Below are 26,911 nucleotides of genomic sequence, written 5' to 3' on the forward strand. Positions count from 1 at the left end.
CGCGCCGTGGAACGTGCGAGGTCCGGGAAACGCGCGAGGTCCGGACGCGGTACTCCGCGTCCGGACCTCTTCGTGCGTCCGCGGGGTGCTCAGCCCGCGACGGTCCAGGTGTCGCCGCCGGCGAGCAGTGCGCCCAGTTCGCCCTTGCCGTCCCGCTCGATCGCGGCGTCGAGCTGGTCGCCCATCTGCACGTCGTAGACGGGCCGTTCGACATCGCGCAGGACGCCGATCGGGGTGTGGTGCAGGGTGTCGGGGTCGGCGAGCCGGGAGAGCGCGAAGGCCGTGGTCGGGGACGCCGTGTGGGCGTCGTGGACCAGGATGTCCGCCTTGTTCTCCTCCGTGACCGGCACGATCCTGAGGTCGCCGGTGGCCGCGTCGCGCACGACGCCCTTCGAGGCCTCGGCCCCGAAGGTGATCGGCTGCCCGTGTTCGAGGCGGATGACGGCTTCCTCGGCCTGCTGCTTGTCCTTGAGGACCTCGAAGGCGCCGTCGTTGAAGATGTTGCAGTTCTGGTAGATCTCGACGAGCGCCGTGCCCTGGTGGTCGGCGGCCGCCCGGAGCACCGACGTGAGGTGCTTGCGGTCGGAGTCGACGGTGCGCGCCACGAAGGACGCCTCGGCGCCGATCGCGAGCGACACCGGGTTGAAGGGCGCGTCGAGCGAACCCATCGGCGTCGACTTGGTGATCTTGCCGACCTCGGATGTCGGGCTGTACTGGCCCTTGGTGAGTCCGTAGATCCGGTTGTTGAACAGCAGGATCTTCAGGTTCACATTGCGCCGCAGCGCGTGGATGAGGTGGTTGCCGCCAATGGACAGCGCGTCGCCGTCACCGGTCACGACCCACACGCTCAAGTCCCGCCTGGAGGAGGCGAGTCCGGTCGCGATGGCCGGGGCACGGCCGTGGATGGAGTGCATCCCGTACGTGTTCATGTAGTACGGGAAGCGGGACGAGCAGCCGATCCCGGAGACGAAGACGATGTTCTCCTTCGCCAGGCCGAGCTCGGGCATGAAGCCCTGCACGGCGGCGAGGACCGCGTAGTCGCCGCAGCCGGGGCACCAGCGCACTTCCTGGTCGGACTTGAAGTCCTTCATGGACTGCTTGGCCTCGGCCTTGGGGACCAGCGACAGAAGCGTGTCCGCGCTGTCCCCGCTTGCCTCAGTGGTCGTCTCAGCCATCGATGGTCTCCTTGAGAGCGGTGGCGAGCTGCTCAGCCTTGAACGGCATTCCGTTGACCTGGTTGTAGCTGTGCGCGTCCACCAGATACCTCGCCCGTACGAGCGTGGCGAGCTGGCCGAGGTTCATCTCGGGGATCACCACCTGGTCGTAACGCTTCAGGACCTCGCCCAGATTCCGCGGGAACGGGTTGAGGTGGCGCAGATGGGCCTGCGCGATGTGCTCACCGGCGGTGCGCAGGCGGCGCACCGCGGCCGTGATCGGGCCGTACGTCGAGCCCCAGCCGAGGACGAGCGTGCGGGCCTCGCCGGTGGCGTCGTCGACCTCGATGTCGGGCACGTCGATGCCGTCGATCTTCGCCTGCCGGGTGCGGACCATGAAGTCGTGGTTGGCCGGGTCGTACGAGATATTGCCCGTGCCGTCCTGCTTCTCGATGCCGCCGATGCGGTGCTCGAGGCCCGGCGTGCCGGGGATCGCCCACGGGCGGGCGAGGGTCTGCGGGTCGCGCTTGTACGGCCAGTAGACCTCGGTGCCGTCCTCGGTGGTGTGGTTCGGGCCGGAGGCGAACTGGACGCGCAGGTCCGGGAGTTCGTCGACCTCGGGGATGCGCCACGGTTCCGAGCCGTTGGCCAGGTAGCCGTCCGAGAGCAGCATGACCGGGGTGCGGTAGGTGACCGCGATCCGGGCGGCTTCGAGTGCCGCGTCGAAGCAGTCGGCCGGGGTCTTCGGTGCGACGACCGGGACCGGGGCCTCGCCGTTGCGCCCGAACATGGCCTGGAGCAGGTCCGCCTGCTCGGTCTTGGTCGGCAGCCCGGTAGAGGGGCCGCCGCGCTGGATGTCGATGACGAGGAGGGGGAGTTCGAGCGACACGGCGAGCCCGATGGTCTCGGACTTGAGAGCGACGCCGGGGCCGCTCGTCGTGGTGACGCCCAGGCTGCCGCCGAAGGCCGCGCCGAGCGCGGCGCCGATCCCGGCGATCTCGTCCTCGGCCTGGAAGGTGCGCACGCCGAAGTTCTTGTGCTTGCTGAGCTCGTGCAGGATGTCGCTCGCCGGCGTGATCGGGTACGAGCCCAGGTACAGCGGCAGGTCCGCCTGTTTCGAGGCCGCGATCAGCCCGTACGAGAGGGCCAGGTTCCCGGAGATGTTGCGGTACGTGCCGGTCGGGAAGGCGGTGGAGGCGGGCGCGACCTCGTAGGAGACCGCGAAGTCCTCGGTCGTCTCGCCGAAGTTCCAGCCCGCGTGGAACGCCGCCAGGTTCGCCTTCATGATTTCGGGCTTCTTGGCGAACTTGGCCTTGAGGAACTTCTCCGTGCCCTCGGTCGGCCGGTGGTACATCCACGACAGCAGGCCGAGCGCGAACATGTTCTTCGAGCGGCCCGCGTCCTTGCGCGAGAGCTCGAACTCCTTCAGCGCCTCGACGGTCAGCGTCGTCAGCGGCACCGGGTGCACGTGATACCCGTCGAGCGACCCGTCCTCCAGGGGGCTGTCCGCGTAACCCACCTTCTGCATCGCCCGCTTGGTGAACTCATCGGTGTTCACGATGACTTCGGCGCCGCGCGGCACGTCCGCGATGTTCGCCTTCAACGCGGCCGGGTTCATCGCCACCAGTACGTTCGGCGCGTCGCCCGGCGTGAGGATGTCGTGGTCGGCGAAGTGCAGCTGGAAGGAGGACACGCCCGGCAGCGTTCCTGCGGGGGCGCGGATCTCGGCCGGGAAGTTCGGCAGCGTGGAGAGATCGTTGCCGAACGACGCGGTCTCCGAAGTGAAGCGGTCGCCCGTGAGCTGCATGCCGTCACCGGAGTCACCCGCGAACCGGATGATCACCCGGTCCACACGCCGTACGTCCTTGCTCGATTGTCCCGCCGACGTGCGCTGCCCGCCGACAACAGCGCTGTCGGTCCCGTCGGCCTGCTCGGTGGTGCTATTGACCTGGCTGGTCACTGAACTGGACCTCCCTCGAGGCGGCTGTGCGGGCACGGCCGGCCCACCGGCCCTACCACAGCCCCACCCTACGTCTGTAAGGGGTGCCTTCCTGAGGCGATTCGCATGGTGGACCGCCAAATGAGACGGCGGGTCGCCCCGATTTGTGTGGGGATTCCCCTGGGTGGTTCCCCTGTGGAGACGCGCTCGGTCGGTCGATGGTTCTGTGGCGCCCTACGGTGCTCGCGGTATCTGACAGGGTGTCAGATGTTCATGAATTGAGGTAGGTCAGGACCGCCAGTACGCGGCGGTGATCCCCGTCACTCTGGGACAGTCCCAGCTTCAGGAAGATGTTGCTGACGTGCTTCTCGACCGCGCCGTCGCTCACCACGAGCTGCCGGGCGATCGCCGAGTTCGTACGCCCCTCCGCCATCAGCCCGAGCACCTCGCGCTCGCGCGGCGTGAGCTTCGCCAGCACGTCCTGCTTACGGCTGCGGCCGAGCAGCTGCGCGACGACCTCGGGGTCGAGCGCGGTGCCGCCCTCGGCGACCCGCACCACCGCGTCCACGAACTCCCGGACCTCGGCGACCCGGTCCTTGAGCAGGTACCCGACGCCACGGCTCGATCCGGCGAGCAGTTCCGTGGCGTACTGCTCCTCCACGTACTGCGACAGGACCAGCACCCCGAGGTCGGGGAACCGGGCCCGCAGGCGCACCGCGGCGCGCACGCCCTCGTCCGTGTGCGTCGGCGGCATCCGCACGTCCGCGACGACCACGTCCGGCAGCTGTGCCAGTTCCGCCAGCTCGATGATGGTCTTGACCAGCGCTTCCCCGTCGCCGACGCCCGCGACGACCTCGTGTCCGCGGTCCGTGAGCAAGCGGGTCAGGCCCTCCCTCAGCAGCACCGAATCCTCTGCGATGACGACCCGCACCTTGTCCTCCACGTTCTTAGGCCCCCCAGCCGCACGAGCGTCCCGGCACGGTGCGCGCCGGGATCGATCGATCCTGATGCCCCCAGCATTCCAGGATCGGGGGGTGTGCGTGGGGCAATGTGCGGGTGGGGGGTGCGGGTGGGTGCTTTGGCGCCCCGCGTGGTGGCGGCCGGCCGTTCCCACGTCACGGGGCTCCGCCCCGGACCCCGCGGGCTCTCGTCCACAAGCGGGGCTTGATTGTCCGCCGACGGGGCTTGATTGCCCGCCGGCAGGGCTTGATTTGCCGGCTCGGGCTTGATGGTGCCGTCCCGCCTTGGGTAAATGGTGCCGTCCCGCCTGGGCAAAAGGTGCCGTCCCGCCTGGGCAATCTGCCGCCTTGGGCGGCAGGGTGGGCAAGGCGGCACCACGGTGCGGCGCGACGGCAGCCAAGGGGCCCGGCCACGGTGCGGCGAAGGCCGCGGGGCCGGGCGAGGGTGACCGGGGGCTCAACCCCGTGTCAGGCCCGACGCCACGGCAGCTCCGCCGTCACCCGCGTCGGCCCACCCTCGGGCGACTCGACCACCAAGATTCCGTCGACCGCGTCGAGCCTCCCGGCCAGCGCCGCCAACCCCGAACCGCCGGAGGCCACCGCTCCGCCGCTCCCGTTGTCGTACACCTGCACCATCAACCGGTCCTGCGACCGCCACACGTCGACCATCGCCCGCGTGGCCCGGCTGTGCTCGCTCACGTTCCGCAGGAGCTCGGACACCGTGAAGTAGGCGATGCCCTCGATGGCCGGCGCCGGCCGCTCCGCCAGGTCGACCTCCACCTGCACCGGCACCGCACACCGCGACGCCACCGCCGACAACGCCGCGTCGAGCCCCCGGTCCGTGAGCACCGCCGGATGGATCCCGCGCGCCAGGTCCCGCAACTCCTGCAGCGCCGTCTTCACCTCGCCGTGCGCCTCGTCCACCATGCGCGCCGCCGTCGCCGGGTCCTCGCCGAGCTTCTCCTTGGCCACCCCGAGGTCCATGGCCAGGTTGACAAGGCGGGCCTGCGCCCCGTCGTGCAGATCGCGCTCGATGCGGCGCAGGTCGGCCGCCGCCGTGTCGGCCACGACGCCCCGGTCCGACTCCAGCTCCACCACGCGCGACTGGAGCCGCGAGGGGCCGAGCAGCCCCACCACCATCAGCCGGTCCACCGTCGTCAGCGCCCGGATCACCCACGGCGTGGCCAGCGTGACGAGCAGCCCGAGCCCCGCGGTCACCGTGATCTCGAAGGGGTTGTCCAGATACACGGCGTGGCCGGAGTCGCCGTACAACTGAATCCCGTCCTGCCCCACGTACGTGGGGAACACCCACCGCCACACCGGATACGTGAGCATCGTCCAGCCGGTCGCCCAGAAGCTCAGCCCCACGGCGAACCCGAACACCGCCCACGGCATGTGCAGCACCCCGTACAGCAGATGCCGCCACGAGACGCCGCTTTTGAGCGTCGCCCCCACCCATCCCATCGGCCCGCCCGTGCGCGGCCGCAGCGGCTCCGGCGTACCGACCTCGACGCCGAGCAGCCCGCGCGCCCGCACCCGCTCCAGCGCCCCGAGCCCGCGCGACCCGGCGAGCGCCGCCGCGAGCACCGGGACCCCGATGAACGTGATCAGCAGGCCCACACCCAGCGAGGTCATCGTCACGGCCCACACGAACCCGATGATGCTGAGCGGCAGGCTGAGCATCAGATACCCGAACTCCCGCCACGCCCGCCCCTCGATCGGCGCCCGCAGCCCGGCCGGCAGCCGCCGCAGACCCCGGCGGGGGCCGGAACCGGCGCCGCGACCGCCGTCGTGGTCGTAGCCGCGGCCGGAGTCCGAGTCGTAGCCGCGGTCCTCGTAGGAGGACGAGTACGCGGACGAGTTCGTGGACGAATACGCCGGCGCGTCGCTCTGCTCGCGATATCCGTACTGGTGCGTGGCCATCGGTGTCCGTCCGTTCTGCTCGGGTCTGCTCGGGGCTGCTGAGGCCCGCCGGGGGAGCCGTCGCTCTGCTTTCTCGGGCTCTGCTTTCTCCGGCTCTGCTACAAGCCTCCTCGCGGGCGCGTCCCGCGACCATGCGACGGGTCGGCGTCTTCGACCGGGGGTTTTCCCTACCCGTGCCGTATCGGCTCGGTCCTGTCGCGCCACGGAAGCTCCGCCGTGACCGTGGTCGGACCGCCGTCCGGCGAGTCCACGACGAACAGACCGTCGACTGCGTCGAGCCGCTCCGCGAGGCCCGACATGCCGGTCCCCTTGTCCAGGCTCGCGCCGCCCCGCCCGTCGTCCCACACCTGTATGAGCAGCCGGTCCTGGGAGCGCCACACGTCCACCGAGGCGGACCGCGCGCCGCTGTGCTTGCTCACGTTCTGGAGCAGCTCGGAGACCGTGAAGTACGCGATGCCCTCGATCGCCTCCGCCGGCCGGCCCGACAGCTCGGCCGTCACCTTCACCGGCACCGTGCAACGCGAGGCCACGGCGGACAGGGCCGCGTCGAGCCCGCGGTCGGTGAGCACCGCGGGGTGGATTCCGCGCGCCAGGTCCCGGAGTTCCTGCAGAGCGAGCTTGACCTCGCCGTGCGCCTCGTCGACCATCGCCGCCACCACGTCGTCGGCCTGGCCCTCCAGGAGCTTCTCCTTCGCGAGGCCGAGTCCCATGGCCAGATTGACAAGCCGGGCCTGCGCCCCGTCGTGCAGATCGCGCTCGATGCGCCGCAGGTCGGCGGCAGCCGTGTCGACGACGACGCCCCGGTCCGACTCGAGTTCGGCGATCCGCCGCTCCAACTCGTCGGAGGGGGAGAGCAATGCCCGCACTATCGCCCGGTCCGCGTTCCCCAGACCGCGCGCGATGAACGGCAGCACCGGCCACAGCACGAAGAGGCCGACCAGCGTGATCGTGAACGTCAGCACGGCCCACGGCAACCGGATCACTTCGTACAGCACCGTGCGCCAGCCCACCGGGTCCTTGAGCCCGGTCCACAGCCAGCCGAAGAAGCCGCCCGTGCGCCGCATCGGAAGCGGGCTCGGCTCCTCGATGCGCACGCCGAGCAGCGCCCGCGCCCGCCCGCGCTCCGCCTTGCCGAGCAGCCGTGCGCCCCTGAGTCCGGCGGCGATCAGCGGGAGCCCGATCACCGTGACCGTGAGCCCCGCGCCGAGGGCCACCATCGTGACGGCGTACACGAACCCGAAGATGGACAGCGGGAAGCTGCTCAGGAGATAGGCGATCTCCTTCCACGTGGCGCTGTCGTACCCGAGTCGTGGCGGGGGCAGCACCGGTTGGTCTTCGGGAGTGTCGAGTGGCTCGGTCATAGCGGCAAGAATGCCCTGGCCCGGGGCGCGGCACCATGAGGACGGCCGCCAAGTTGAGCGGGGGTTAACCCCACCACGAGGCCCCGTTCGCCGAGGCCCCTCGGCCCCGGACTGCTTACCGTCCCTTTAACAGGGCCTAGACTCCCGTGCGTACAGATCGTCGAACACAACGAACTCGCGAGGGGCGCAGGTACGTGACGGGATCGGACGTGACCGTCATCGCGGCGGACTACTTCCAGTCGTACTCGGTCGTCGGGCTGCTCGCCGTCGTCGGCGTGCTCTTCGTCGCCGTCGCCTTCGGCTCGGGGAAGCTGTTGCGCCCGGTGGTTCCCACCAGGGAAAAATTCCTCACGTACGAATGCGGCGTCGACCCCGTCGGGGACGGCTGGGCCCACACCCAAGTCCGCTACTACGTGTACGCCTTCCTCTACGTGATCTTCGCGGTCGACTCGATCTTCCTCTTCCCTTGGGCCACGGTCTTCGCCGCGCCGGGATACGGCGCGACGACCCTCGTCGAGATGTTCATCTTCCTCGGCTTCCTCACCGTGGGCCTGCTGTACGCATACAAGAAGGGCGTCCTTACGTGGGCGTGAATGACGTGAGTGACGTGACCCCCTCGGAGCCGGTGTACCTGCCCGAACCGAAGAAGCTGGGCGTGCTCTCGCGCCTGGCCCCCGAGCCGATGAAGGTGGTCCTCAACTGGGGCCGCCGGTACTCGCTCTGGGTCTTCAACTTCGGCCTGGCCTGCTGTGCCATCGAGTTCATCGCCGCGTCCATGGCGCGCCACGACTTCATCCGGCTGGGCGTGATCCCGTTCGCCCCGGGCCCGCGCCAGGCCGACCTGATGGTCGTGTCCGGCACGGTCACCGACAAGATGGCGCCCGCCGTGAAGCGGCTGTACGAGCAGATGCCCGAGCCGAAGTACGTCATCTCGTTCGGCGCCTGCTCCAACTGCGGTGGCCCGTACTGGGATTCGTACTCGGTGACCAAGGGCGTCGACCAGATCATCCCCGTCGACGTGTACGTGCCCGGCTGCCCGCCCCGTCCCGAGGCGCTGCTCCAGGGCATTCTCAAGCTCCAGGAGAAGATCGCCCGCGAGTCGCTCGGCGAGCGGTACGCGTCCGCCGACGCGGCGGCGGGCCGGCCCTCGACGGCGGCGCTGAGCAGCGGTCTCGTGGCGCCGCCGGCGCCTTCCGGGGAAGCGGGTTCGGACGCCGGGGGTGACCGATGAGCTGGCTCCCGGCTCCTGTGGAGGAACTGTTCGGCGCCGAGGCCACGGTCGAGGAGGCGTACGACCTGCTGACCGTCGATGTGCCGGCGGCCGAGTGGATCGCGGCTCTGACGACGGCACGTACGACGCTGGGGTGCACGTATTTCGACTGGCTGAGCGCGGTCGACGAGCCGGAGGCCGGGTTCCGTGTGTGCGCGCACGTCGCTGTGGTGGGCCCCGGCGTCGTACGCCGTCTGCTGCTGCGCACGACCGTTCCGCACGCGGCACCCGTGCTCGCGTCCGCGGTCGACGTGTACGCGGGCGCGGCCTGGCACGAGCGCGAGACGCACGAGATGTTCGGCGTCGACTTCACCGACCACCCGGGCCTCGACCCGCTCCTCCTGCCCGACGGCTTCGAAGGCCATCCGCTGCGCAAGGACTTCGTGCTCGCGGCCCGCGTCGCGAAGGCGTGGCCCGGCGCCAAGGAGCCGGGCGAATCCGAGCACGGCGGCCCCAAGCGGCGCCAGATGCTGCCACCCGGCGTTCCCGACCCGAACGAATGGGGGCCGATGAAGGGGCAGTTGCCGCCCGCACCGGCCCGACCCGCGCGGGGCGCGCGCGCCGCGGGCGCCGGCGCCGCAGGGCGCGCGGCGGGGGAGCGTCCGCCGCGGCGCACCAGGTCCGCGAGTCAGGGCTCGGCGAGTCAGGCGGCCGCGCCTGCGGAGGCCCCGGAGCCCGTGCCTGCGCCCGCGTCGAAGCCTCCCTCGAACGACGCCCCTTGGCACCACGCCAAGCCGGCCTTCGACGAGGAGTCACCGAAGCCGGAAGCCGCCTCTGAAGCCGCCTCGGAAGGCGGCTCTGAAGCCACTCCGGAGGCCACTCCGGAGACCGCCCCAGAAGCCACCCCGGAAGAGAACCCGACGGACAACAACGGAGGCCACGAGTGAACGACGCTCTCGACGTCGCCCTGCGCCTCGTCGTCGTCTTCGTCGCCTTCCTGGTGCTGCCTCTGGTCGTCGGTCAGACCGAACACAAGGTCATGGCGCACATGCAGGGCCGCCTCGGCCCCATGTACGCGGGCGGCTTCCACGGCTGGGCCCAACTGGTCGCCGACGGCGTCAAGTTCGCGCAGAAGGAGGACGTGGTCCCGGCCGACGCCGACCGCCGCGTCTTCCAAATCGCCCCCGCCGTGGCCCTCCTCCCGTACCTCCTCGTGCTGCTCGCCATCCCGGTCGGCCCCGGCGACGGCGCGGTCGGCGCGGCCATCGACGCGGGCATCTTCTTCGTCCTCGCGGTCATGGGCGTCGGCGTCCTCGGCTCGCTGATGGCGGGCTGGGCGAGCGCCAACAAGTTCTCCCTCCTGGGCGGTCTGCGTACGGCCGCCCAACTCCTGGCGTACGAATTGCCGATGCTGCTCGCGGCGGCCTCCGTGGCCATGGCCGCGGGAACGGTCTCCCTTCCCGGCATCCTCGACGCCTTCGAGTGGTGGTGGCTGCCCTGGCAGATCGCCGGCGCCCTGGTCTTCTTCGTGGCGGGTCTCGCTGAACTGCAACGGCCTCCCTTCGACATGCCGGTCGCCGACTCGGAGATCATCTTCGGCGCGTACACCGAGTACACGGGCCTGCGCTTCGCCCTGTTCCTGCTCGCCGAGTACGCGGGCATCGTGGTGCTCTGCGGGCTGACCACGGTGCTGTTCCTGGGCGGCTGGCACGGCCCGTGGGGCGCCGACGGCCTGGGCTGGGTGTGGACCCTGCTCAAGACCGCCGTCCTGGCCTTCGTCGTCATCTGGCTCCGCGTCACGTACCCGCGACTGCGCGAGGACCAGCTGCAGAAGCTCGCCTGGACCACCCTCGTCCCCCTCGCCCTCGCGCAGATCGCGCTCACCGGAATCGTGAAGGTGGCGATCAACTGATGCCCGCGAACTTCCCGGGGTCCGGCCTGGCCAAGGGCCTCGCCGTCACCCTCCGCACGATGACGGAGAAGACCGTCACCGAGCAGTACCCGGAGCACCAGCCCGAACTCCCGCCCCGCACCCGCGGCGTGATCGGTCTGTTCGAGGAGAACTGCACGGTCTGCATGCTGTGCGCCCGCGAGTGCCCCGACTGGTGCATCTACATCGACTCCCACAAGGAGACGGTGCCACCGTCCGTCGAGGGCGGCCGCGAGCGCAGCCGCAACGTCCTCGACCGCTTCGCCATCGACTTCTCCCTCTGCATGTACTGCGGTATCTGCATCGAGGTGTGCCCCTTCGACGCACTGTTCTGGTCCCCGGAGTTCGAGTACGCCGAGACCGACATCCGCGAGCTCACCCACGAACGCGACAAGCTCCGCGAGTGGATGTGGACGGTCCCGTCCCCACCTGCCCTCGACCCCGCGGCCGAGGACCCCAAGGAACTGACGGCAGCCCGCAAAACCGCCGACAAACTGGCGGCTGCCGAGGAGGCATCAGCCCAGGAGGCATCCGCCCAGGACCCCCCGGTCGCCGCCCCGCCCGAGTCCGGAGAGGAGCCCACCGCGTGACCACGACGAACCTCGCCGCATCGACGGCCGTCGCCACGGCAGCCGACAGTCCTGGCTTCCTCTCCCCGTCGGGCGTCGAGATCGCCTTCGTGCTCGTGGGCCTCGTGACCTTCGCCGCGGCGATCGTCACCGTCACCACGAAGCAACTGGTGCACGCCGCCCTGTGGCTGGTCGTCGCCCTCGGCGGCCTCGCCGTCGAGTACCTCCTGCTCACAGCCGAGTTCATCGCCTGGGTGCAGGTCCTCATCTACGTCGGTTCCGTCGTGGTCCTCCTCCTGTTCGGCCTGATGCTGACCCGCGCGCCCATCGGCCGCTCCCCGGACGCGGACAGCCCCAACCGCTGGGCCGCCCTGACCGTGGCCATCGCCTCCGCCGCCGCCCTGATCTGGGTCGTCGTCGACGCGTTCCGCACGACCTGGATCGACCTCGACGGCCCTGTGCAGGGCAGCACGGACGTGACCGGCTCGATCCTCTTCAAGCACTGGGTCCTGCCGTTCGAGGCGCTGTCGGTCCTGCTCCTCGCCGCCCTGGTCGGCGCGATCGTCCTGTCCCGCAGGAAGAACACCGGCACGGCCCCCGCGACGTCCGAGGGTGAGGGAACCCGCTGATGCACCTCGCCTACCCCGCCGTCCTCTCCTCCCTCCTCTTCTGCACGGGCCTGTACGGCGTACTGGCCCGCCGCAACGCGATCCTGGTCCTGATGTCGGTCGAGCTGATGCTCAACGCCGTCAACCTGAACCTCGTCGCCTTCGACGTCTGGCTGCGCGACACCCTGCACGCGGGCCAGGCCCTGACCTTGTTCACCATCGCCATCGCCGCCGCCGAGATCGGCATCGGCCTGGCGATCGTCCTGGCCGTCCACCGGAATCGCGGCACGTCGGACATCGACAAGCTGCGCGACTCCGCCGAGCCCCACGACCCGGACGACGACCCGCACGACCCGTCCGAGACCCCGGCGGCCGCCACCGCCGGCAGCACGGACGAGAAGGCCGAGGCCACCGCGTGACCACGACGAACCTCGCCGTCCTCGTCCCCCTCCTGCCGTTCCTCGGCGCCGTCGCCGGCCTGCTCCTCGGCCGCACGGCCCCCGCTTTCGCCCGCCCGCTGGCCGTCCTGCCGACGCTGGCGACGCTGGCCCTCGCCGTCGTCGTCGCCCTCGACCAGGGCGGCGGCACGGGCAACGGCACCACCGCCCTCGACGCGCACACGCAGCTCGCCCCGACCGGCTCCGTGCCGATCGAACTCGCCCTGCACATCGACGGCTTCGCCGCCCTCGTCGCCGTCCTCGTCGGCCTGGTCTCGACCTGCGTGCAGATCTACTCGACGGGCTATCTGCGCGACGACCCGCGCTACCCCTCGTACGCCGCCCTCGTCTCCCTCTTCACCTCCGCGATGCTTCTGGTCGTCTACTCCGGCGACCTGATGGTCCTGCTGGTCGGCTGGGAAGTCATGGGCATCTGTTCGTACTTCCTCGTCGGCCACTACTGGGAGACCCCCGAGGCGCGCTCCGCTTCCCTCAAGGCGTTCCTGGTCACGAAGCTCGGCGACGTCCCCTTCCTCATCGGCCTGTTCGCGCTCGCAGTGGACACGGGCTCGTTCCGCATCACGACGATCCTGGGCAAGGTCACGAGCGAGGGTGGCCTCGACCACCCGACCCTGATCGCCCTCCTGTTGCTTGCCGGTGTGGCGGGCAAGTCCGCGCAGTTCCCGCTGCACACCTGGCTGCCCGACGCGATGGCGGGCCCCACACCCGTCTCCGCCCTGATCCACGCCGCGACGATGGTCGCCGCCGGCGTCTACTTCGTCGCCCGTCTCCTCCCGGTCTTCGCCGCCTCGCAGGCAGCGCTGATCGTCCTCGCGCTCATGGCCGCCGTGACCATGCTCGGCTCGGCCCTCGCCGCGCTCGCCCAGGACGACATCAAGCGCGTCCTCGCGTACTCCACGGTCGGCCAACTCGGCTACATGACCGGGGCCCTGGCTGTCGGCAGCCGCGACGCCGCCGTCTTCCACCTCCTCTCGCACGGCGCCTTCAAGGCGCTGCTGTTCCTCGGTGCGGGCGTGATCATCCATGCCGCGGGCACCAACTCGCTGGCCGCGATGTCCCGCATGAAGGGCCTGCGCGACCGCGTGCCGGACGCCTTCTGGACCATGACCGTGGCGCTGCTCGCACTCGCCGCGATCCCGCCGTTCAGCGGCTTCTTCTCCAAGGAGGCCGTCCTCGGCGCCGCCGAGCACACCGCCACCGGTCACGAGAACGGAGCGCTGACCGCGCCGACCGCGTCCGGCTGGATCGTCCTCGTGGCAGGCCTGATCACGGCCCTGCTCACCGCCGCCTACGCGACCCGGTTCTGGCTCCTCGCGTTCAAGGGCAGCGGTGCCGAGGCCCCCGACCACGGCAAGCAGCCGGTCACGATGAACGTCGTCCTGTGGGTCCTGGCGATCCCCTCCCTCGGCTTCGGGCTGCTCGCGGGCGTGCTCCCCGACTGGTTCGACGGCACATCCCTCACCCCGACGCTGACCACCTCCGTCCTCGGCACCGGCTTCGCGCTCGTCGGCGGCCTGGTCACCTACGCGGCCTGGCGCCACACCACCGCGATGGCGGCCCACCGCACCCCGATCGGCGCCGTCGCGGTCGACACCGAGTCCGGCGACGCCGGCCTGGTCGAAGCCGAGGCCATCGCGACACACACCCCCGCGTACGGGGACATCGCCGCCGCCCCCGACCCGGCCGACCCCGGTCGTCTCCTGCTCGGCCCACTGCACCGCCACGCGGCCGTCGGTTTCCACCTCGACGCTGTTTACGCGGCGCTCTTCGTCCGTCCGGTGCAGGCCGGCGCCGCACTGGTCCGCTTCCTCGACCGCACCGTCGTCGACACCTACGTACGCGGGGCGGCCGAAGCACCGAAGGCGCTGGGCTGGGCCGTGCGCAGGGCCCAGACCGGAAACGTGCAGACCTACCTCAGCGCACTGCTCGCAGGCACCGTCGTTCTGGTGGTCGCCGTCGTCCTCGTCGCCACCGCCGGAGCGTGAGCAGCCGTGATCGATATCAGCGAATCCGTGATGCAGTTCCTTCTCGCATTGATCGTCGTCGGCCCGCTCATCGGTGCCGCTCTCGCTCTCCTCCCGGCCCCTCCAGGGCTGAAGGGGAACTCCCCGGACCAGGCCGTGCTCCGCCACGGCGTGACCGTGACCGGCGTGATCCTCATCGCCGCGATCGTCCTCACGCTCGGCTTCGACCACGACCAGCCGTCAAGGATGCAGGCGACGACCGACATCAGCTGGATCCCCGCGCTCGACGTGCGTATCCACCTCGGCATCGACGGCATCTCCCTCCCCCTCCTCGTGCTCACGGCGCTGCTGACGTTCCTGTGCGCGCTGTACTCCTACTTCCACATGCCGGCCGGGCCGTCCCCCAAGGCTTTCGTCGCCCTGATCCTCGTTCTGGAATCGGGCACGCTCGCGACCTTCGCCGTCCTGGACCTCCTTCTCTTCTTCCTCGCGTTCGAGATGGTCCTCATCCCGATGTACTTCCTCATCGCCCGCTGGGGCGGCGAGCAACGAGCGCAGGCAGCCTGGAAGTTCATCCTCTTCACGCTGCTCGGCTCGGTCGTGATGCTGCTCGGTCTTCTCCTTATCGGCGTTAAGTCGGGCACGTTCGACATCATGGCACTCGCCACTGACAACGGCCGGGGCCTGACCACATCAGTACAGGTCATCGCCGTTCTGGCGATCGGGATCGGGCTCGCGGTGAAGACCCCGATGTGGCCGCTGCACAGCTGGCTGCCCGACGCCCACACCGCCGCCCCGACCGTCGGCTCGGTCCTCCTCGCCGGCGTCATGCTGAAGATGGGCACGTACGGGTTCGTCCGGATCCTGCTCCCCATCGCGCCCGACGGGATGCTGACCTTCGCGCCGTACCTAGCCGCGCTCGCCGTCGTCGGGATCATCTACGGGTCCCTGGCCTGCCTGAACCTTGCCAAGCAGGGCGCGAAGGGCGACCTCAAGCGCCTCATCGCGTACTCCTCCGTCGGTCACATGGGCTTCGTGCTGCTCGGCATCTCGACGATGAGCCCGACCGGCGTGAACGGCGCACTGTTCGCCAACATCGCCCACGGCCTCATCACCGGCCTGCTCTTCTTCCTCGTCGGCGCGCTCAAGGACCGGGCCGGTACCAGCGACCTCGACGCGCTGGCCGGGCAGGGCGGCATGGCCTTGTACGGCAAGGCGCCCCGGCTCGGCGGCCTCCTCGCGTTCGCCGCCGTCGCCTCGCTCGGACTGCCGGGGCTCGCCGGTTTCTGGGGCGAAATGCTCGCGCTGTTCGGCGCGTTCAAGCCCGCCGACGACCTCAGCCGCCCGGCGTTCCTGGTCTTCATGTCGATCGCGGCCTTCGGCACACTGCTCACCGCCGCGTACATGCTCATCGTGGTCCGCCGCGTCTGCATGGGCCCCCGCCCGAAGGAAGCCCCGGCGGCTCCTGAGGCACCCGTGCTCGCCGATGTGCGCGGCTACGAGTTCGCCACCTGGACCCCGCTCGTCGCCCTCACCGTCCTCGCGGGCCTGTGGCCCGCCGCCCTGCTCGGCCTCACGAACCCCGCCGTGCAGAAGCTCCTCGCAGGAGGCATCCAGTGATCGCCGTCGCCGCGCCCTCCGTGGCGTCCCTCGTCCAGTCCGTCGACTGGGTCGCCATCGCGCCGCCCACGATCGCGGCGGTCGTGGCCCTCGTCGTCCTGGTCGCCGACCTGTTCGTGGAAGAGCGCCGCAAGCCGCTCCTGGGCTGGATCTCCGTCGCGGGCCTGGTGGCCGCGGCGCTCGCGCTGCTGCCGCTGATCGGGGACGAGCGCTCCACGTTCTGCCTCAAGGGTGCCTCGTACGACGCCTGCAGCTACACGGCGGACCGCTTCACGCTCGTCATCCAGTTCCTGGTCCTGGCCGGCGCACTGCTCACCGCGCTGCTCTCGATCAGCTCCCTGAAAGACGCGAAGGACGCGAAGAAGCCTCTCCCCGAAGGGGAGTTCTGGTTCCTCCTGCTGTCCTCCGCCGCGGGCGCGGCCCTGCTGCCCGCGTCCCGCGACCTGGCCACGCTCGTCGTCGCCCTGGAAGTCGCCTCGCTCCCCGCCTTCGCCCTCGTGGGCCTCAAGCACGGTGACAGGCGCTCCTCCGACGCGGCCCTGAAGTTCTTTCTCTCCTCGGTCACCGCGACCGCCGTCACCCTGCTCGGCGTGAGCTTCGTGTACGCCTCCACGGGCACCCTGCACCTGACGCGGATCGCCACCGAACTCACCCACGTGGACGGGCAGTTCCACACCCTGGCCCAGACCGGCGTCGCACTCACCCTCGTGGGCTTCGCCTTCAAGACGGCCGCCGTACCGTTCCACTTCTGGGTACCCGACACCTACGTAGGCGCGCCCTTGCCGATCGCCGCCTACTTGTCGGTCATCGGCAAGGCCGTCGGCTTCTCCGGCCTCATCCTCGTCACGGTCGTCGCGTTCCCCTCGTACGCCGACGTGTGGGGTCCGGCCCTCGCCGCGCTCGCCGCGCTGACCATGACCGTCGGAAACGTGGCCGCCATCCGCCAGCAGGCCACGCGCGCGTACAGCGCCGTCCGCTTGCTCGCCTGGTCCTCCGTCGGCCAGGCCGGCTACCTCCTGGTGCCGATCGCCGCGGCCGCCTACTCGGACGACCCCCAGAAATCGATCGGCTCCACCCTCGCGTACGCACTCATGTACGCCGCAGTGAACCTCGGCGCGTTCGCGGTGGCCGCTCTGGTCGCCCGTACGAAGCCGCTGAACCGCCTCAGCGACTATCGGGGCCTGTACGCCTCGCACCCGCTCGCCGCGCTCGTCCTGGGCTTCTTCCTGCTGTGCCTTGCGGGCCTGCCGCCGGGCATCATCGGCCTGTTCGCGAAGGTCACGGTCTTCTCTGCGGCCGTCGACGCGGGGCTCGGCTGGCTCGCCGTCGTCATGGCCGTGAACGTCGTGATCGCGCTCGTCTACTACCTCCAGTGGACCGCGACCCTTTTCCGCGCTCCTGAAGGCGAACCCGCCGTCCACCGTGCGTCCAGGCCGCTCACCGCGGCGATCGCCGTCACAGCCGTCATCGGAGTGGCTCTCTCCGGCGCACCCCAATTGGTCCTTCGTTTTGCCTCGACGGGCCTCTTCTAGGCACCCTCGTACGGCACCACACGTACGGGCCGCCACTGGCCCCACACCAATGACCACAGCCCCACATCAAGGAGACAGGCGTCGTGCTGAGCGGGTTCAAGGACTTCATCCTTCGCGGAAACATCATCACGATGGCCATCGGCCTCGCGGTCGGAACCGCGTTCACGGCTGTGGTCACCGCACTCAGTACGGCGTTCATCGCGCCGCTCATCGGCGTCGCCACGAAGTCCACCGGCGACTTCGGTGAGGCGCACTTCACGGTCGAGGGCACCGACTTCCCGTACGGCAAGTTCGTCAGCGCGATCATCGCCTTCCTGATCACCGCCGCGGTGCTCTACTTCTGCATCGTCGTCCCGATGATGAAGCTCCAGGCACGCCTGGACCGCGGCAAGCCCGTCGACATCAAGGCGGCCCTGCGCGACTGCCCGCGCTGCTACACCCAGATCCCCGGCATCGCCACCCGCTGTGCGCACTGCACGAGCGAGATCGAGGCGGACTCGAACGCCCTGGAGCTGGCGGGTATGCCGCAGCAGCGCTGACCCGGTCGGCCTACCGCCCGCACGGCGCGTCCCGGGCGGACAAGGGAACTCGTCCTCCTCGTCTGGCGTTGACCAGTCAGGGAGGGTCCACTGGACGTGGAAACACACACAGACTCCAGCCCCAGTGGAAGCAGCAGATCAGCAAGCAGTGGGTTCCCCTGCCGCACCATCAGGAGGACGTACCGTGCACCGCCGGCACAACGGGTTGAAGACCGCCGTACTCCTCGGAGGCCTGTCCGCCCTCATCCTCGTCATCGGCAGCTTCTTCGGCCGTACGGGGCTCATCGTCGGGCTCGTCATCGCCCTGGGGACGAATGCGTACGCGTACTGGAACAGCGACAAGCTGGCCCTGCGTGCGATGCGCGCCCGCCCGGTGAGCGAATTCGAGGCACCCGCGCTGTACCGGATGGTGCGCGAGCTCTCCACACAGGCGCGTCAGCCCATGCCGCGCCTGTACATCTCTCCTACGGAGGCGCCGAACGCGTTCGCGACGGGCCGCAATCCGCGCAACGCCGCGGTGTGCTGCACCGAGGGAATCCTGCGCATCCTGGACGAGCGCGAGCTGCGCGGTGTCATCGGGCACGAGCTGAGCCACGTCTACAACCGGGACATCCTGATCTCCTCGGTCGCCGGAGCCCTCGCCTCCGTGATCATGTTCCTGGTCAACTTCGCGTGGCTGATCCCGGTCGGCCGCTCGAACGACGACGAGGGACCCGGCATCTTCGGAATGCTCCTGATCATGATCCTGGGGCCGCTCGCGGCGTCCCTGATCCAGCTCGCCATCAGCCGCTCCCGCGAGTACGAGGCCGATGCCTCCGGTGCCCAGCTGACCGGGGACCCGCTGGCCCTGGCGAGCGCCCTGCGCAAGCTCGAGGCGGGCACGAAGCAGCTGCCCCTGCCCCCGGAGCCACGCATCGAGACGGCGAGCCACATGATGATCGCGAACCCCTTCCGCCCCGGCCAGGGAATGTCGAAGATGTTCTCCACGCACCCGCCGATGGCGGAGCGCATTTCCCGGCTCGAGCAGATGGCAGGTCGCCAACAGTGAAGACAATCCTCAACGTCATCTGGCTGATCCTGAGCGGCTTCTGGCTGTTCCTCGGCTACCTGCTGGCCGGCGTGCTGCTCTGCATCACGGTCATCGGGATCCCGTTCGGTATCGCCTCCTTCAGGATCGGCGTCTACGCCCTGTGGCCCTTCGGGAAGACGACCGTCGAGCGCAGGGACGCGGGCGCGCCCTCCTGCGTGGGCAACGTCCTGTGGCTGATCCTCGCGGGCTGGTGGCTGGCCCTGGCGCACATCTTCACGGGCCTCGCCCTGTGCGTGACGATCATCGGGATCCCGTTCGGCATCGCCAACTTCAAGCTGATCCCGGTCTCACTGCTGCCGCTCGGCCGCGAAATCGTGCCCACGGACCAGCCGTTCGCGGCACGCTAGGCCTCGCGGCCTCCGGTGCCGTGCGCACTACGCGCGCGTAGCCGGACCACGTAGGCGAGCGCCCCAGGGCGATGACACCCGCACCCGCCGCGACGGACGACGCGGGCAGCGAGCACGCCAGCGCCAGGCACCCCGCGGCCCCGAACGCCGGCAGCACCCGCGCGCGTACCGCGGAACTCAGCGTCCACGCCGAGGCGTTGGCGATCGCGTAGTACACCCGCACGCCGAACGACGAGAACCCGATCGCCCCGCGTACGTCGCCGAAGGCCGCCACGACAGCCACCACGACCCCGACCGCGAGCTCGGCCCGCCGCGGCACCCGGAAGCGCGGGTGCCGCGGCCGCCAGGGCGCCCGGCAGGTGCCGGTCCCGCGCCATCGCGAGCGTCGTCCGGGACACGCCCAGGATCAGCGCCAGCAGCGACCCGAGCGCCGCCACCGCGGCCCCCGCCCGCACCACCGGCACGAGGCCGTCGCCGCCCGCCTCCCGTACGGCGTCGGCCAGCGGGGCCGAGGCCCGCGCGAGCCCGTCCACGCCGAGCACGGCGACGGCGGCGGCGTACACGACCAGGGTGATCCCGAGCGCCATCGGGATCGCCCGCGGAATGGTCCGCGCCGGATCCCGCACCTCCTCGCCGAGCGTCGCCACGCGCGCGTACCCGGCGAAGGCGAAGAACAGCAGCCCGGCGCCGCTCAACACGCCGCCCACGCCCTCGGAGAGCCTCGGGCCGAGCCGCCCGCCCTCGGCGCTCCCCGAGCCCGCACACGCCACCACGACGGCCGCCAGGACGGCGAGCACGACCGCGACGGCGATCCGCGTCAGCCAGGCCGACTTCTCCACCCCGAAGCAGTTCACGGCGGTCAGCGCCACGACCGCGGTGACTCCCACCGCGTGCGCCTGCCCCGGCCACACGTACGTCCCCACGGTCAGCGCCATCGCCGCGCACGAGGCCGACTTGCCGACGACGAACGCCCAGCCCGCCAGATACCCCCAGAAGGGCCCCAGCCGCTCCCGCCCGTACACGTACGTGCCTCCGGAAAGGGATGCACGGCCGCGAGCCGCGCCGACGACATCGCGTTGCAGTAGGCCACCACGGCAGCCACCGCGAGTGCGTACAACACCCCTGTGCCGGCCGCCCGCGCCGCGGGCCCGAGCGCGGCGAAGACACCCGCCCCGATCATCGATCCGAGACCGACGACGACGGCGTCCCGCACACCCAGCGCCCTGCGAAGTGGAGTTCCCGGCTGTGTCATGTGCCGCACACTAAAGGGCTCGTGCAACCACACGATGCCTACCTGTCGTCCTTCTGGGCAGCAGGGAGCCAGGGCGTCGACGCACACGGCGACCCGGCAAGAATGACGTAACAAGGCGCTACGGCAAGGCAGTACGCGCCACAGCACTACAGAGGGGCAGAACGCGGCATGGGCATCATCGGCTGGATCATCCTTGGACTGCTGGCCGGTGCCATCGCCAAGTTCCTGTTGCCCGGCAAGGATCCGGGCGGCCTGGTCGGCACGACCCTCATCGGGGTCGCGGGCTCCTTCATCGGCGGCTGGATATCGTCCCGTTGGCTGGACCGCCCCATATCCACGGACTTCTACGACGGCGCGACCTGGGTCGCCGCGATCGGCGGCGCCCTCGTCCTCCTGGTCGCCTACCGCATCTTCTTCGGCAACTCGCGCAGTCGCCGCTGAGCTGCAGCCGGCAGCAAGGAGGGGCGGCACCCGTCGGGTGCCGCCCCTTCGCTTACGTAGGCCGCTACAAAGCTTCCCTGTAGGCGGTCCAGTCCTACCGGTAGTTCACGAACTGCAGCGCGAAGTCGAAGTCCTTGCCCTTGAGCAGCTGCTGTACGGACTGCAGGTCGTCACGGCTCTTGGAGCTGACGCGCAGTTCGTCGCCCTGAACCAGCGCCTTGACGCCCTTCGGGCCCTCGTCGCGGACGGTCTTCGCGACCTTCTTGGCGTTCTCCTGGGAGATGCCCTCCTCGATAGAGGCGAAGATCTTGTACTCCTTGCCGGACAGCTGCGGCTCACCGGCGTCCAGCGACTTCAGCGAGATCCCACGCTTGACCAGCTTGGTCTGGAAGATGTCGAGGATGGCCTTGACCCGCTCCTCGCCATTGGCCTCCATCAGGATCTTCTCGCCGGACCAGGAGATCGAGGCGCCCACGTTCTTGAAGTCGTAGCGCTGTGCGATCTCCTTGGCGGCCTGGTTGAGTGCGTTGTCGACCTCCTGCCGCTCGACCTTCGAGACGATGTCGAAACTGGAGTCGGCCATGTCCTGTGGCTCCTTGTATCGGGGGTGGATCGGGTACTGGTCGGGTTCTGCTCGGGTCCCGACCGGGTTCTGCTCGGGCTGCGCGCCGGGGACGTCGCACCCAGAGCAGCCTAGCCACCGTGCCGCGTCCGGCCGCCGATCAATCGGGTGGCGAAGCACCCCTGTGCATCAGGTATTGTTTACGTCGTTGCCAGCGAGCACCGCCGCAAAGCGGGGCCCGGGGCAGCGAACCCAAGGCGGTGTGCCCGAGCGGCCAAAGGGAGCAGACTGTAAATCTGCCGGCTCAGCCTTCCCAGGTTCGAATCCTGGCGCCGCCACACTTTGGGGGAAGCCCCCTCTGAACTGCGTTTACGCAGTTCAGAGGGGGCTTCGTCGTGTTCGGGCGGTGATCTTTCCGATGGAATCGAAACCCGGTGACCTGCATCACATTGCGCGGACGTGTGAGGGATCTATGTGGTCCGCCCGCACGCCCTTGTGCGGCGGATGGGGCGCTCATAGGGTGAGCCGGCTTGTGGTGGCAAGAAGAGGCGGGACGTCATGCGCGTTGGGCTGGTGACCATGCCCTGGCACGCGATCGACCTGCCCTCCCTTCAGGTGGGTCTGCTGCACCAACTGCTGCGCGAGGCCCGCCCGGCCGACGAGGTGCGCGAGTTCCACGGCTCGCTGCGCTGGGCGGAGCTGCTGCTCGAGCGCTCGGGCGGTCGCCTGAGCCCCAGCGACTACGAGGCGATCGGCAGCGACTCGATCTTCCATGGGATCGGCGACTGGGTGTTCTCCGGAGTCCTCTACGACGACGAGGGCTGGGGAGCCGCACAACTGCGGTCGTATGCGCGCGAGCGCGGTGTGCCCGGCGACACCCTGGACACGGCCTTCGAGATGCGCCGCCATGCCGCCGAGTACATCGAGCGCTGCGCGACCGAGGTGCTGGCGCACGAGCCCGACGTCGTCGGATTCACGAGCACGTTCATGCAGAACGTGGCGTCCCTCGCCCTCGCCAGGGAGCTCAAGCGCCGTCACCCGAAGTTGACCGTCGTCTTCGGCGGCAGCAACTGCGAGGGCCCCATGGGTCACGCACTGCACCGCAACCACCCCTACGTGGACCATGTCGTGCGCGGCGAAGGGGAGTACGCCTTCCCGGCCCTCCTCGCCCACCTGGACTCGGGCACGCCCCCCGAGGACGTCCCGGGCCTCTGCTGGTGGGACGGCGGCGTCTCCCGGGCCAACACCGACCCCCAGCGCACGGTGGCTCCGGCCCACATACCGTCGCCCGATTACGACCAGTGGCAGACGGACATCGAGGCGTCGACGGTCCTCGAATACGTGTACCCCAAGCTGGTTGTGGAGGGAGCCCGCGGCTGCTGGTGGGGCGAGAAGCACCACTGCACCTTCTGCGGCCTCAACGGCAGCACCATGGCGTTTCGCGCCAAGCCCGGCGAGCGGCTGTGGGACGAGATCGAACACCTCGTGCGCCGCCATCGCATCCTCGACATCGTCACCGTCGACAACATCATCGACATGGCGTACTTCAAGGACTTCCTGCCGCTCGCCGCCGACAGCGGCTGGGACCTGCGGATCCACTACGAAGTGAAGTCCAACCTCAACCGGGAGCAGATCGCCCAACTCGGCGCCGCCGGCGTCGTGCTGATCCAGCCCGGCATCGAGAGTCTCAGCAACCGCGTCCTCGACCTGATGGACAAGGGCGTCACCGGCGCTCGCAACATCCGCACGCTGCGCGAGTTCGACAACCACGAGGTCACCTGCACCTGGAACTACCTCTACGGGTTCCCTGGCGAGACCGTGCGCGACTACGCGCGCGTGCTCGACCAGATGCCCGCCCTCGTGCACCTCCAGCCGCCGAGCGGCGCCTTCCGCATCCAACTGGAGCGCTTCAGCCCGCACTTCACCGACCCCACCCTGGGCTTCGGCAAGCGGCGCCCCGCTGACATGTACCAGCACGTGTACGAGCTCCCGGAGTCCGAACTCGCCGATCTGGTCTACCTGTTCGACACCGAGGACGCCGGTATCGGCGGCGACACGGAGGGCCGGCTGTTGCGGGCCGTGGCGCAATGGCGCGCCCAGCACGCCTCGTCGACCCTCGTCATGGAGCAGGCGGGCGAGGACGAGAACACACTCCTCGTACGCGACCGCCGCGAGGGCTGGCCGCGCCGCACCTACTGGTTCAACGGCTGGGAGGCGGCCGCTCTGCGCATCCTGGAGGAGGGCGCCGGCGAACCCGCCCTGCAGCGCAAACTCGCCGACGCGGGCCACGACGTACCGGCCGAGGAACTGGGGGAGTGGGTCGCGCAGGCCGTCACGTTCGGCCTCCTCTTCCGCGACACCGGCACCTACGTGTCCCTGCCGACCCGCACCGCGCCGATCCGCATCGCGAACGAACCCTCCGGTCCGACCGCCCCGGCGGCCTCCGGATGACCGCGCTCCCCGCCCTCGTCCCGCATCGCGTCATCGGCACCCGCGTCCGCGTGAGCGAGCCGCTGCCCCTGCCGCTGCCACTGCCCTGCGACGGTCGCGCCACCACTCGGGCAGTCCAGTTCCTCCGCGAGTGCCAGGCTGCGGGGCTGAGCACCCACTGGGAGGCGGTCGGCGTCCCGCGTCATACGTATGACGGATCCGGGGCTCCTGAGGGCGCGGCAGGTGTTACGTATGACGGCGCCGCCCCCACGGACCGTGTTACGTATAACCTCCGCACGCTGCACCACCTTCCGCCTCCGACCCAACAGGCCGATGAGCCAGGCGAGTTGGCGGCCTGGCGCGCCGAGCACACCTACGGAATGCTCTACCACCGCCGCGGTCCGGGATTCGTCACGATCATGGACCGACGAGAGCGCCCCGCCTCGGCGCGGTTCACGCTCGACCACCCCGATCTGCTCGCCGCGTTCGACACGCTGAGCGACGCCACACGGCTCGACACGCTCGCCCCCGCCCACCAAGAGGCGGCCCGCCACCTGGCCGAGGAAGGGCTCGCACTGATCGTGGACGGATGGGCGGTGGCGCTGCCGCCACGTATGCGCCGCTGGCCCGTGCCGTGCATGGGGATCTGACGCCGCGTCGCACTGCAAGAAACCCCCTCAGGGCCGTTCCTGAGGGGGTTTCACCGTGTGCCCGCGGCGATCACGACGCAGACTGAACCCATGCCGACCACATCCCGCCGCCGACACTGCCCCGAATGCCGCCGTGAGATCGCGGTCGTGGCAGGCCGTTACGCCCGCCACGATCCGCCCGGCACCCGCGCCGCGGGAGAGCTGGTCTCCTGCCCCGGCTCCCGCCGCCCCGCCCAGCTGGGCGCCGTCCAGGACGCGCTCGACGGGTACGTGGTCCCGCACGTGCCAGGCCAGATGCCGCTGTTCTGAGGCCCGTACAGCAGCCTCGCGGGAGTACGCGACTCAGTTGCCCGCGACCGACTTCACCGCCACCGTGACCGGCGTGGAGCCGGAGATCAGCTCCAGCGTCAGCCCCGCCGTGGCGGCCGTGTCCACCAGCTCCGCCAGGACGGCCGCCACGTCGTCGCGCGGCACCGGCCCGCGCCCGGTCGAGGCCTCCAGACGGACGAGCCCGGTCCCCGCGTCGTTCGTCAGCTGACCGGGCCGCAGGATCGTCCAGTCGAGCCCGGTACGGCGCCGTACGTTGTCGTCTGCCGCACCCTTGGCCCGCAGGTACACGTCGAAGACGTCGTCGCCCTGGTGCGCGGCGTCCGCCGCCATCGCCGACACCACGATGTAGCGGCGCACCTTGGCCCGCTCCGCGGCATCCGCGAACAGCACGGCGGCGTCCCGGTCCACGGTGTCCTTTCGGCCGACACCGCTGCCCGGACCCGCGCCTGCCGCGAAAATGGCCGCGTCCGCACCCTGCAGATGCGCCGCGACCTCCTCCACGGACGCCGACTCCAGGTCGCACAGGACGGGTTCCGCGCCGGCGGACCGCAGGGCGTCACCCTGCTCCGGCCTGCGGATGATCCCCGCTACTTCGTCCCCGCGCGCGGAGAGCAACCGCTCGAGCCGCAGCGCGATCTGACCATGACCCCCAGCGATGACAATGCGCATGTCTTCGACGGTACGCCCGGGACGGACGGTTCACCGTGCAACCATGCGCGACCGGGCCCCGTACGGGTGTTCAAGCGGGGCTCCCACCGCCGTACTTGGCCGCCCGCCCCTGCCGCGGCAGATCCAGGGCGACCACGGCGGCCGAGTCGCAGTACTCCCGCACCGCGCTGGTCCGCGCCACGACGCGCCCCCGGTGCACGACGATCCGGCTGTACGCGAGGGAGAGCGCCCCCGAGAGCCGTTCGCCCCGCACCGCGAGCAGCTCTGCCGGGAATCCCGCCTCCACGCGTACCTCCGGCAGGCCGAGCGCCGCCCTGGCCGTCGAACTCACCGCTTCGTAAGCGTCCTCCGGCCGCATCCCGTAGCGCGATGCCAACAAGTAGGCGGCCTCCAGTGGGTCGCCGCGCCCCACAGGGTTCGAGACGTCGCGCAGCGCCCCGCTGCCCGCCGCGATCGGCACCCCGGCCGCCCGCAGCAGCCGCACCGGCGCGACGGCCCGCCCGTCGACCCCCGCGCACCCTCCCTGCGGCAGGCACGTCACCGTCACCCCGGCGGCCGCGAGCCGGTCCACGGCGGGCCGTGCCGCTTCCTCCGGCAACCGGGAGAGCCCGCCCAGCGGTCCGACCGTGACGCCCGTGCGCAGCCCGCCCACCGCCGCCGCGAGCCGCGCGAGCCGCACTGGATCGGCTCCGTCCGTGTGCAGGTCGACCGGACACCCGTGTTCGGCGGCGACTTCAAGCACCGCCTCTACGTAGCCCGTTGGGTCGGGGTCCAGGTCGGGGCAACCGCCTACTACGGAGGCGCCCATTTTGACGGCGTCCCGCAACATGGCGAGACCGTCGGCCCCGGCGAGCCCGGTCAGCAGCCGGGGCATCGCCACCGTTCGCAGATCCGCGAGCCCCACCAGCGAACGCCGCGCCTGGAGCACCGCCTCCATGGAACCGAGCCCCTCCATGCCGCCGATCCGCACATGGGAGCGCAGGGCGGTGGCCCCGTGGCCGAGCTGCAGCAGGGTGCCCTCGGTGGCCCGGCGCTGGACGTCCTCGGGGGCGTACGGGACGGGGCCCTCGCAGTCGGCCGAAAGGGCCGTGTCGGCGTGCGCGTGCGGTTCGACGGGGGCGGGGAGCAGTAGGCAGCCGGTGAGGTCCAGGCGCGAGCCGCGCGCGGTGAGGCTGCCGGCCGTGCCGACCGCGTCGATGTGCCCGCCGTCGAGCCGCACGTCCACGGTCCGGCCGTCGGTGAGCCGGGCGCCGCTCAGCAACAGTCCGGAGCCCTCGGGCGCGCCGGGTGACGGTGGCTGTTGGGAGGGGCTGTCGGGCATCGCGCTCCTGGGGTTCGGCGAGGACGCGTGTCGCGTCACAAGATCACGCAAGG

25 protein-coding genes, 1 tRNA gene and 1 pseudogene are annotated in these 26,911 nt (G+C 70.3%); 18 read left to right on the top strand and 9 right to left on the bottom strand.

The features are described from left to right. Positions 1 to 89 precede the first annotated feature (89 nt). The 5 genes from ACWD2L_RS33785 to ACWD2L_RS33805 all read right to left on the bottom strand — a co-directional run bounded on the left by ACWD2L_RS33785 (position 90) and on the right by ACWD2L_RS33805 (position 7,336). Positions 90 to 1,175 (bottom strand): 2-oxoacid:ferredoxin oxidoreductase subunit beta, encoded by a 1,086-nt coding sequence (locus ACWD2L_RS33785; RefSeq protein WP_351342339.1) that lies wholly within the window; start codon positions 1,173 to 1,175, stop codon positions 90 to 92. Next, positions 1,168 to 3,114, bottom strand: coding sequence for a 2-oxoacid:acceptor oxidoreductase subunit alpha (locus tag ACWD2L_RS33790; protein WP_351342340.1), 1,947 nt, complete (start codon positions 3,112 to 3,114; stop codon positions 1,168 to 1,170). Before ACWD2L_RS33790 ends, ACWD2L_RS33785 begins: the two co-directional genes overlap by 8 nt. A gap of 250 nt (positions 3,115 to 3,364) precedes the next feature. Beyond that, the gene (locus ACWD2L_RS33795) at positions 3,365 to 4,024 is read right to left on the bottom strand and encodes a response regulator transcription factor (protein WP_351342368.1); all 660 of its coding nucleotides are present in this window, start codon (positions 4,022 to 4,024) and stop codon (positions 3,365 to 3,367) included. A gap of 496 nt (positions 4,025 to 4,520) precedes the next feature. Further along, positions 4,521 to 5,975: a sensor histidine kinase gene (locus ACWD2L_RS33800; protein ID WP_351342342.1), complete on the bottom strand. Its 1,455-nt coding sequence runs from the start codon at positions 5,973 to 5,975 to the stop codon at positions 4,521 to 4,523. A 167-nt stretch (positions 5,976 to 6,142) separates the two neighbouring features. Beyond that, positions 6,143 to 7,336: a sensor histidine kinase gene (locus ACWD2L_RS33805; RefSeq protein WP_351342344.1), complete on the bottom strand. Its 1,194-nt coding sequence runs from the start codon at positions 7,334 to 7,336 to the stop codon at positions 6,143 to 6,145. A gap of 194 nt (positions 7,337 to 7,530) precedes the next feature. On the opposite strand from ACWD2L_RS33805, the gene ACWD2L_RS33810 reads away from it, so the two are divergent. The 13 genes from ACWD2L_RS33810 to ACWD2L_RS33870 all read left to right on the top strand — a co-directional run bounded on the left by ACWD2L_RS33810 (position 7,531) and on the right by ACWD2L_RS33870 (position 19,203). Beyond that, positions 7,531 to 7,929, top strand: a complete 399-nt coding sequence (locus ACWD2L_RS33810; protein ID WP_351342346.1) for an NADH-quinone oxidoreductase subunit A — start codon at positions 7,531 to 7,533, stop codon at positions 7,927 to 7,929. Between the two features lie 5 nt (positions 7,930 to 7,934). Continuing rightward, positions 7,935 to 8,567 carry an NADH-quinone oxidoreductase subunit B gene (locus ACWD2L_RS33815; protein WP_351342348.1) on the top strand — a complete coding sequence of 211 codons (633 nt, stop codon included), beginning with the start codon at positions 7,935 to 7,937 and terminating at the stop codon, positions 8,565 to 8,567. Beyond that, positions 8,564 to 9,493 (top strand): NADH-quinone oxidoreductase subunit C, encoded by a 930-nt coding sequence (locus tag ACWD2L_RS33820; protein ID WP_351342350.1) that lies wholly within the window; start codon positions 8,564 to 8,566, stop codon positions 9,491 to 9,493. Before ACWD2L_RS33815 ends, ACWD2L_RS33820 begins: the two co-directional genes overlap by 4 nt. Next, complete coding sequence (locus tag ACWD2L_RS33825) at positions 9,490 to 10,458, top strand: complex I subunit 1/NuoH family protein (RefSeq protein WP_351342352.1); 969 nt, start codon at positions 9,490 to 9,492, stop codon at positions 10,456 to 10,458. Before ACWD2L_RS33820 ends, ACWD2L_RS33825 begins: the two co-directional genes overlap by 4 nt. Next, on the top strand, positions 10,458 to 11,066 hold the full coding sequence (locus tag ACWD2L_RS33830; protein ID WP_351342354.1) for a NuoI/complex I 23 kDa subunit family protein: 609 nt from the start codon (positions 10,458 to 10,460) through the stop codon (positions 11,064 to 11,066). The genes ACWD2L_RS33825 and ACWD2L_RS33830 overlap by 1 nt, the downstream gene beginning before the upstream one ends. Further along, a complete protein-coding gene (locus ACWD2L_RS33835; RefSeq protein ID WP_351342355.1) occupies positions 11,063 to 11,674 on the top strand; it encodes an NADH-quinone oxidoreductase subunit J family protein in 612 nt (203 codons plus the stop codon). Before ACWD2L_RS33830 ends, ACWD2L_RS33835 begins: the two co-directional genes overlap by 4 nt. Beyond that, a complete protein-coding gene (gene nuoK / locus ACWD2L_RS33840; RefSeq protein WP_351342357.1) occupies positions 11,674 to 12,072 on the top strand; it encodes an NADH-quinone oxidoreductase subunit NuoK in 399 nt (132 codons plus the stop codon). Before ACWD2L_RS33835 ends, nuoK begins: the two co-directional genes overlap by 1 nt. After that, complete coding sequence (locus tag ACWD2L_RS33845; RefSeq protein WP_351342359.1) at positions 12,069 to 14,096, top strand: NADH-quinone oxidoreductase subunit 5 family protein; 2,028 nt, start codon at positions 12,069 to 12,071, stop codon at positions 14,094 to 14,096. Before nuoK ends, ACWD2L_RS33845 begins: the two co-directional genes overlap by 4 nt. Positions 14,097 to 14,102: 6 nt before the next feature. Next, the gene (locus tag ACWD2L_RS33850) at positions 14,103 to 15,695 is read left to right on the top strand and encodes a complex I subunit 4 family protein (protein ID WP_351342361.1); all 1,593 of its coding nucleotides are present in this window, start codon (positions 14,103 to 14,105) and stop codon (positions 15,693 to 15,695) included. 20 nt (positions 15,696 to 15,715) lie between these two features. Further along, a complete protein-coding gene (locus ACWD2L_RS33855) occupies positions 15,716 to 17,227 on the top strand; it encodes an NADH-quinone oxidoreductase subunit N (RefSeq protein WP_351342370.1) in 1,512 nt (503 codons plus the stop codon). Between the two features lie 83 nt (positions 17,228 to 17,310). Next, positions 17,311 to 17,766: a large conductance mechanosensitive channel protein MscL gene (locus ACWD2L_RS33860; RefSeq protein ID WP_351342363.1), complete on the top strand. Its 456-nt coding sequence runs from the start codon at positions 17,311 to 17,313 to the stop codon at positions 17,764 to 17,766. 184 nt (positions 17,767 to 17,950) lie between these two features. Continuing rightward, a complete protein-coding gene (htpX, locus tag ACWD2L_RS33865; protein ID WP_351342365.1) occupies positions 17,951 to 18,814 on the top strand; it encodes a zinc metalloprotease HtpX in 864 nt (287 codons plus the stop codon). Next, complete coding sequence (locus ACWD2L_RS33870; RefSeq protein WP_351342367.1) at positions 18,811 to 19,203, top strand: YccF domain-containing protein; 393 nt, start codon at positions 18,811 to 18,813, stop codon at positions 19,201 to 19,203. The genes htpX and ACWD2L_RS33870 overlap by 4 nt, the downstream gene beginning before the upstream one ends. Here ACWD2L_RS33870 and ACWD2L_RS33875 read toward each other — a convergent pair. Further along, a pseudogene (locus tag ACWD2L_RS33875) lies at positions 19,200 to 20,455 on the bottom strand (APC family permease). The gene ACWD2L_RS33870 and the pseudogene ACWD2L_RS33875 sit on opposite strands and share 4 nt — an antisense overlap. A gap of 168 nt (positions 20,456 to 20,623) precedes the next feature. On the opposite strand from ACWD2L_RS33875, the gene ACWD2L_RS33880 reads away from it, so the two are divergent. Then, on the top strand, positions 20,624 to 20,896 hold the full coding sequence (locus ACWD2L_RS33880; RefSeq protein ID WP_351338362.1) for a GlsB/YeaQ/YmgE family stress response membrane protein: 273 nt from the start codon (positions 20,624 to 20,626) through the stop codon (positions 20,894 to 20,896). A 94-nt stretch (positions 20,897 to 20,990) separates the two neighbouring features. Here the strand turns inward: ACWD2L_RS33880 and ACWD2L_RS33885 are convergent, their stop codons facing one another. Next, positions 20,991 to 21,479, bottom strand: a complete 489-nt coding sequence (locus ACWD2L_RS33885) for a YajQ family cyclic di-GMP-binding protein (protein WP_351338360.1) — start codon at positions 21,477 to 21,479, stop codon at positions 20,991 to 20,993. Between the two features lie 235 nt (positions 21,480 to 21,714). Here ACWD2L_RS33885 and ACWD2L_RS33890 point away from each other — a divergent pair. From ACWD2L_RS33890 to ACWD2L_RS33905, 4 genes are all read left to right on the top strand, one after another. Continuing rightward, positions 21,715 to 21,796, top strand: a tRNA-Tyr gene (locus ACWD2L_RS33890). A gap of 220 nt (positions 21,797 to 22,016) precedes the next feature. Then, positions 22,017 to 23,909, top strand: coding sequence for a RiPP maturation radical SAM C-methyltransferase (locus tag ACWD2L_RS33895; protein ID WP_351338358.1), 1,893 nt, complete (start codon positions 22,017 to 22,019; stop codon positions 23,907 to 23,909). Further along, positions 23,906 to 24,538 carry a DUF5825 family protein gene (locus tag ACWD2L_RS33900; RefSeq protein ID WP_351338356.1) on the top strand — a complete coding sequence of 211 codons (633 nt, stop codon included), beginning with the start codon at positions 23,906 to 23,908 and terminating at the stop codon, positions 24,536 to 24,538. The genes ACWD2L_RS33895 and ACWD2L_RS33900 overlap by 4 nt, the downstream gene beginning before the upstream one ends. A 90-nt stretch (positions 24,539 to 24,628) precedes the next feature. Further along, the gene (locus ACWD2L_RS33905) at positions 24,629 to 24,847 is read left to right on the top strand and encodes a hypothetical protein (RefSeq protein ID WP_351338354.1); all 219 of its coding nucleotides are present in this window, start codon (positions 24,629 to 24,631) and stop codon (positions 24,845 to 24,847) included. A 33-nt stretch (positions 24,848 to 24,880) separates the two neighbouring features. On the opposite strand, the gene ACWD2L_RS33910 is transcribed toward ACWD2L_RS33905, so the two are convergent. Beyond that, a complete protein-coding gene (locus ACWD2L_RS33910) occupies positions 24,881 to 25,537 on the bottom strand; it encodes an SDR family oxidoreductase (protein WP_351338351.1) in 657 nt (218 codons plus the stop codon). Positions 25,538 to 25,607: 70 nt separating this feature from the next. Then, complete coding sequence (locus ACWD2L_RS33915) at positions 25,608 to 26,858, bottom strand: amidohydrolase family protein (protein WP_351338348.1); 1,251 nt, start codon at positions 26,856 to 26,858, stop codon at positions 25,608 to 25,610. Positions 26,859 to 26,911: the final 53 nt, after the last annotated feature.

This window comes from Streptomyces sp. NPDC002754 (genome assembly GCF_053592315.1).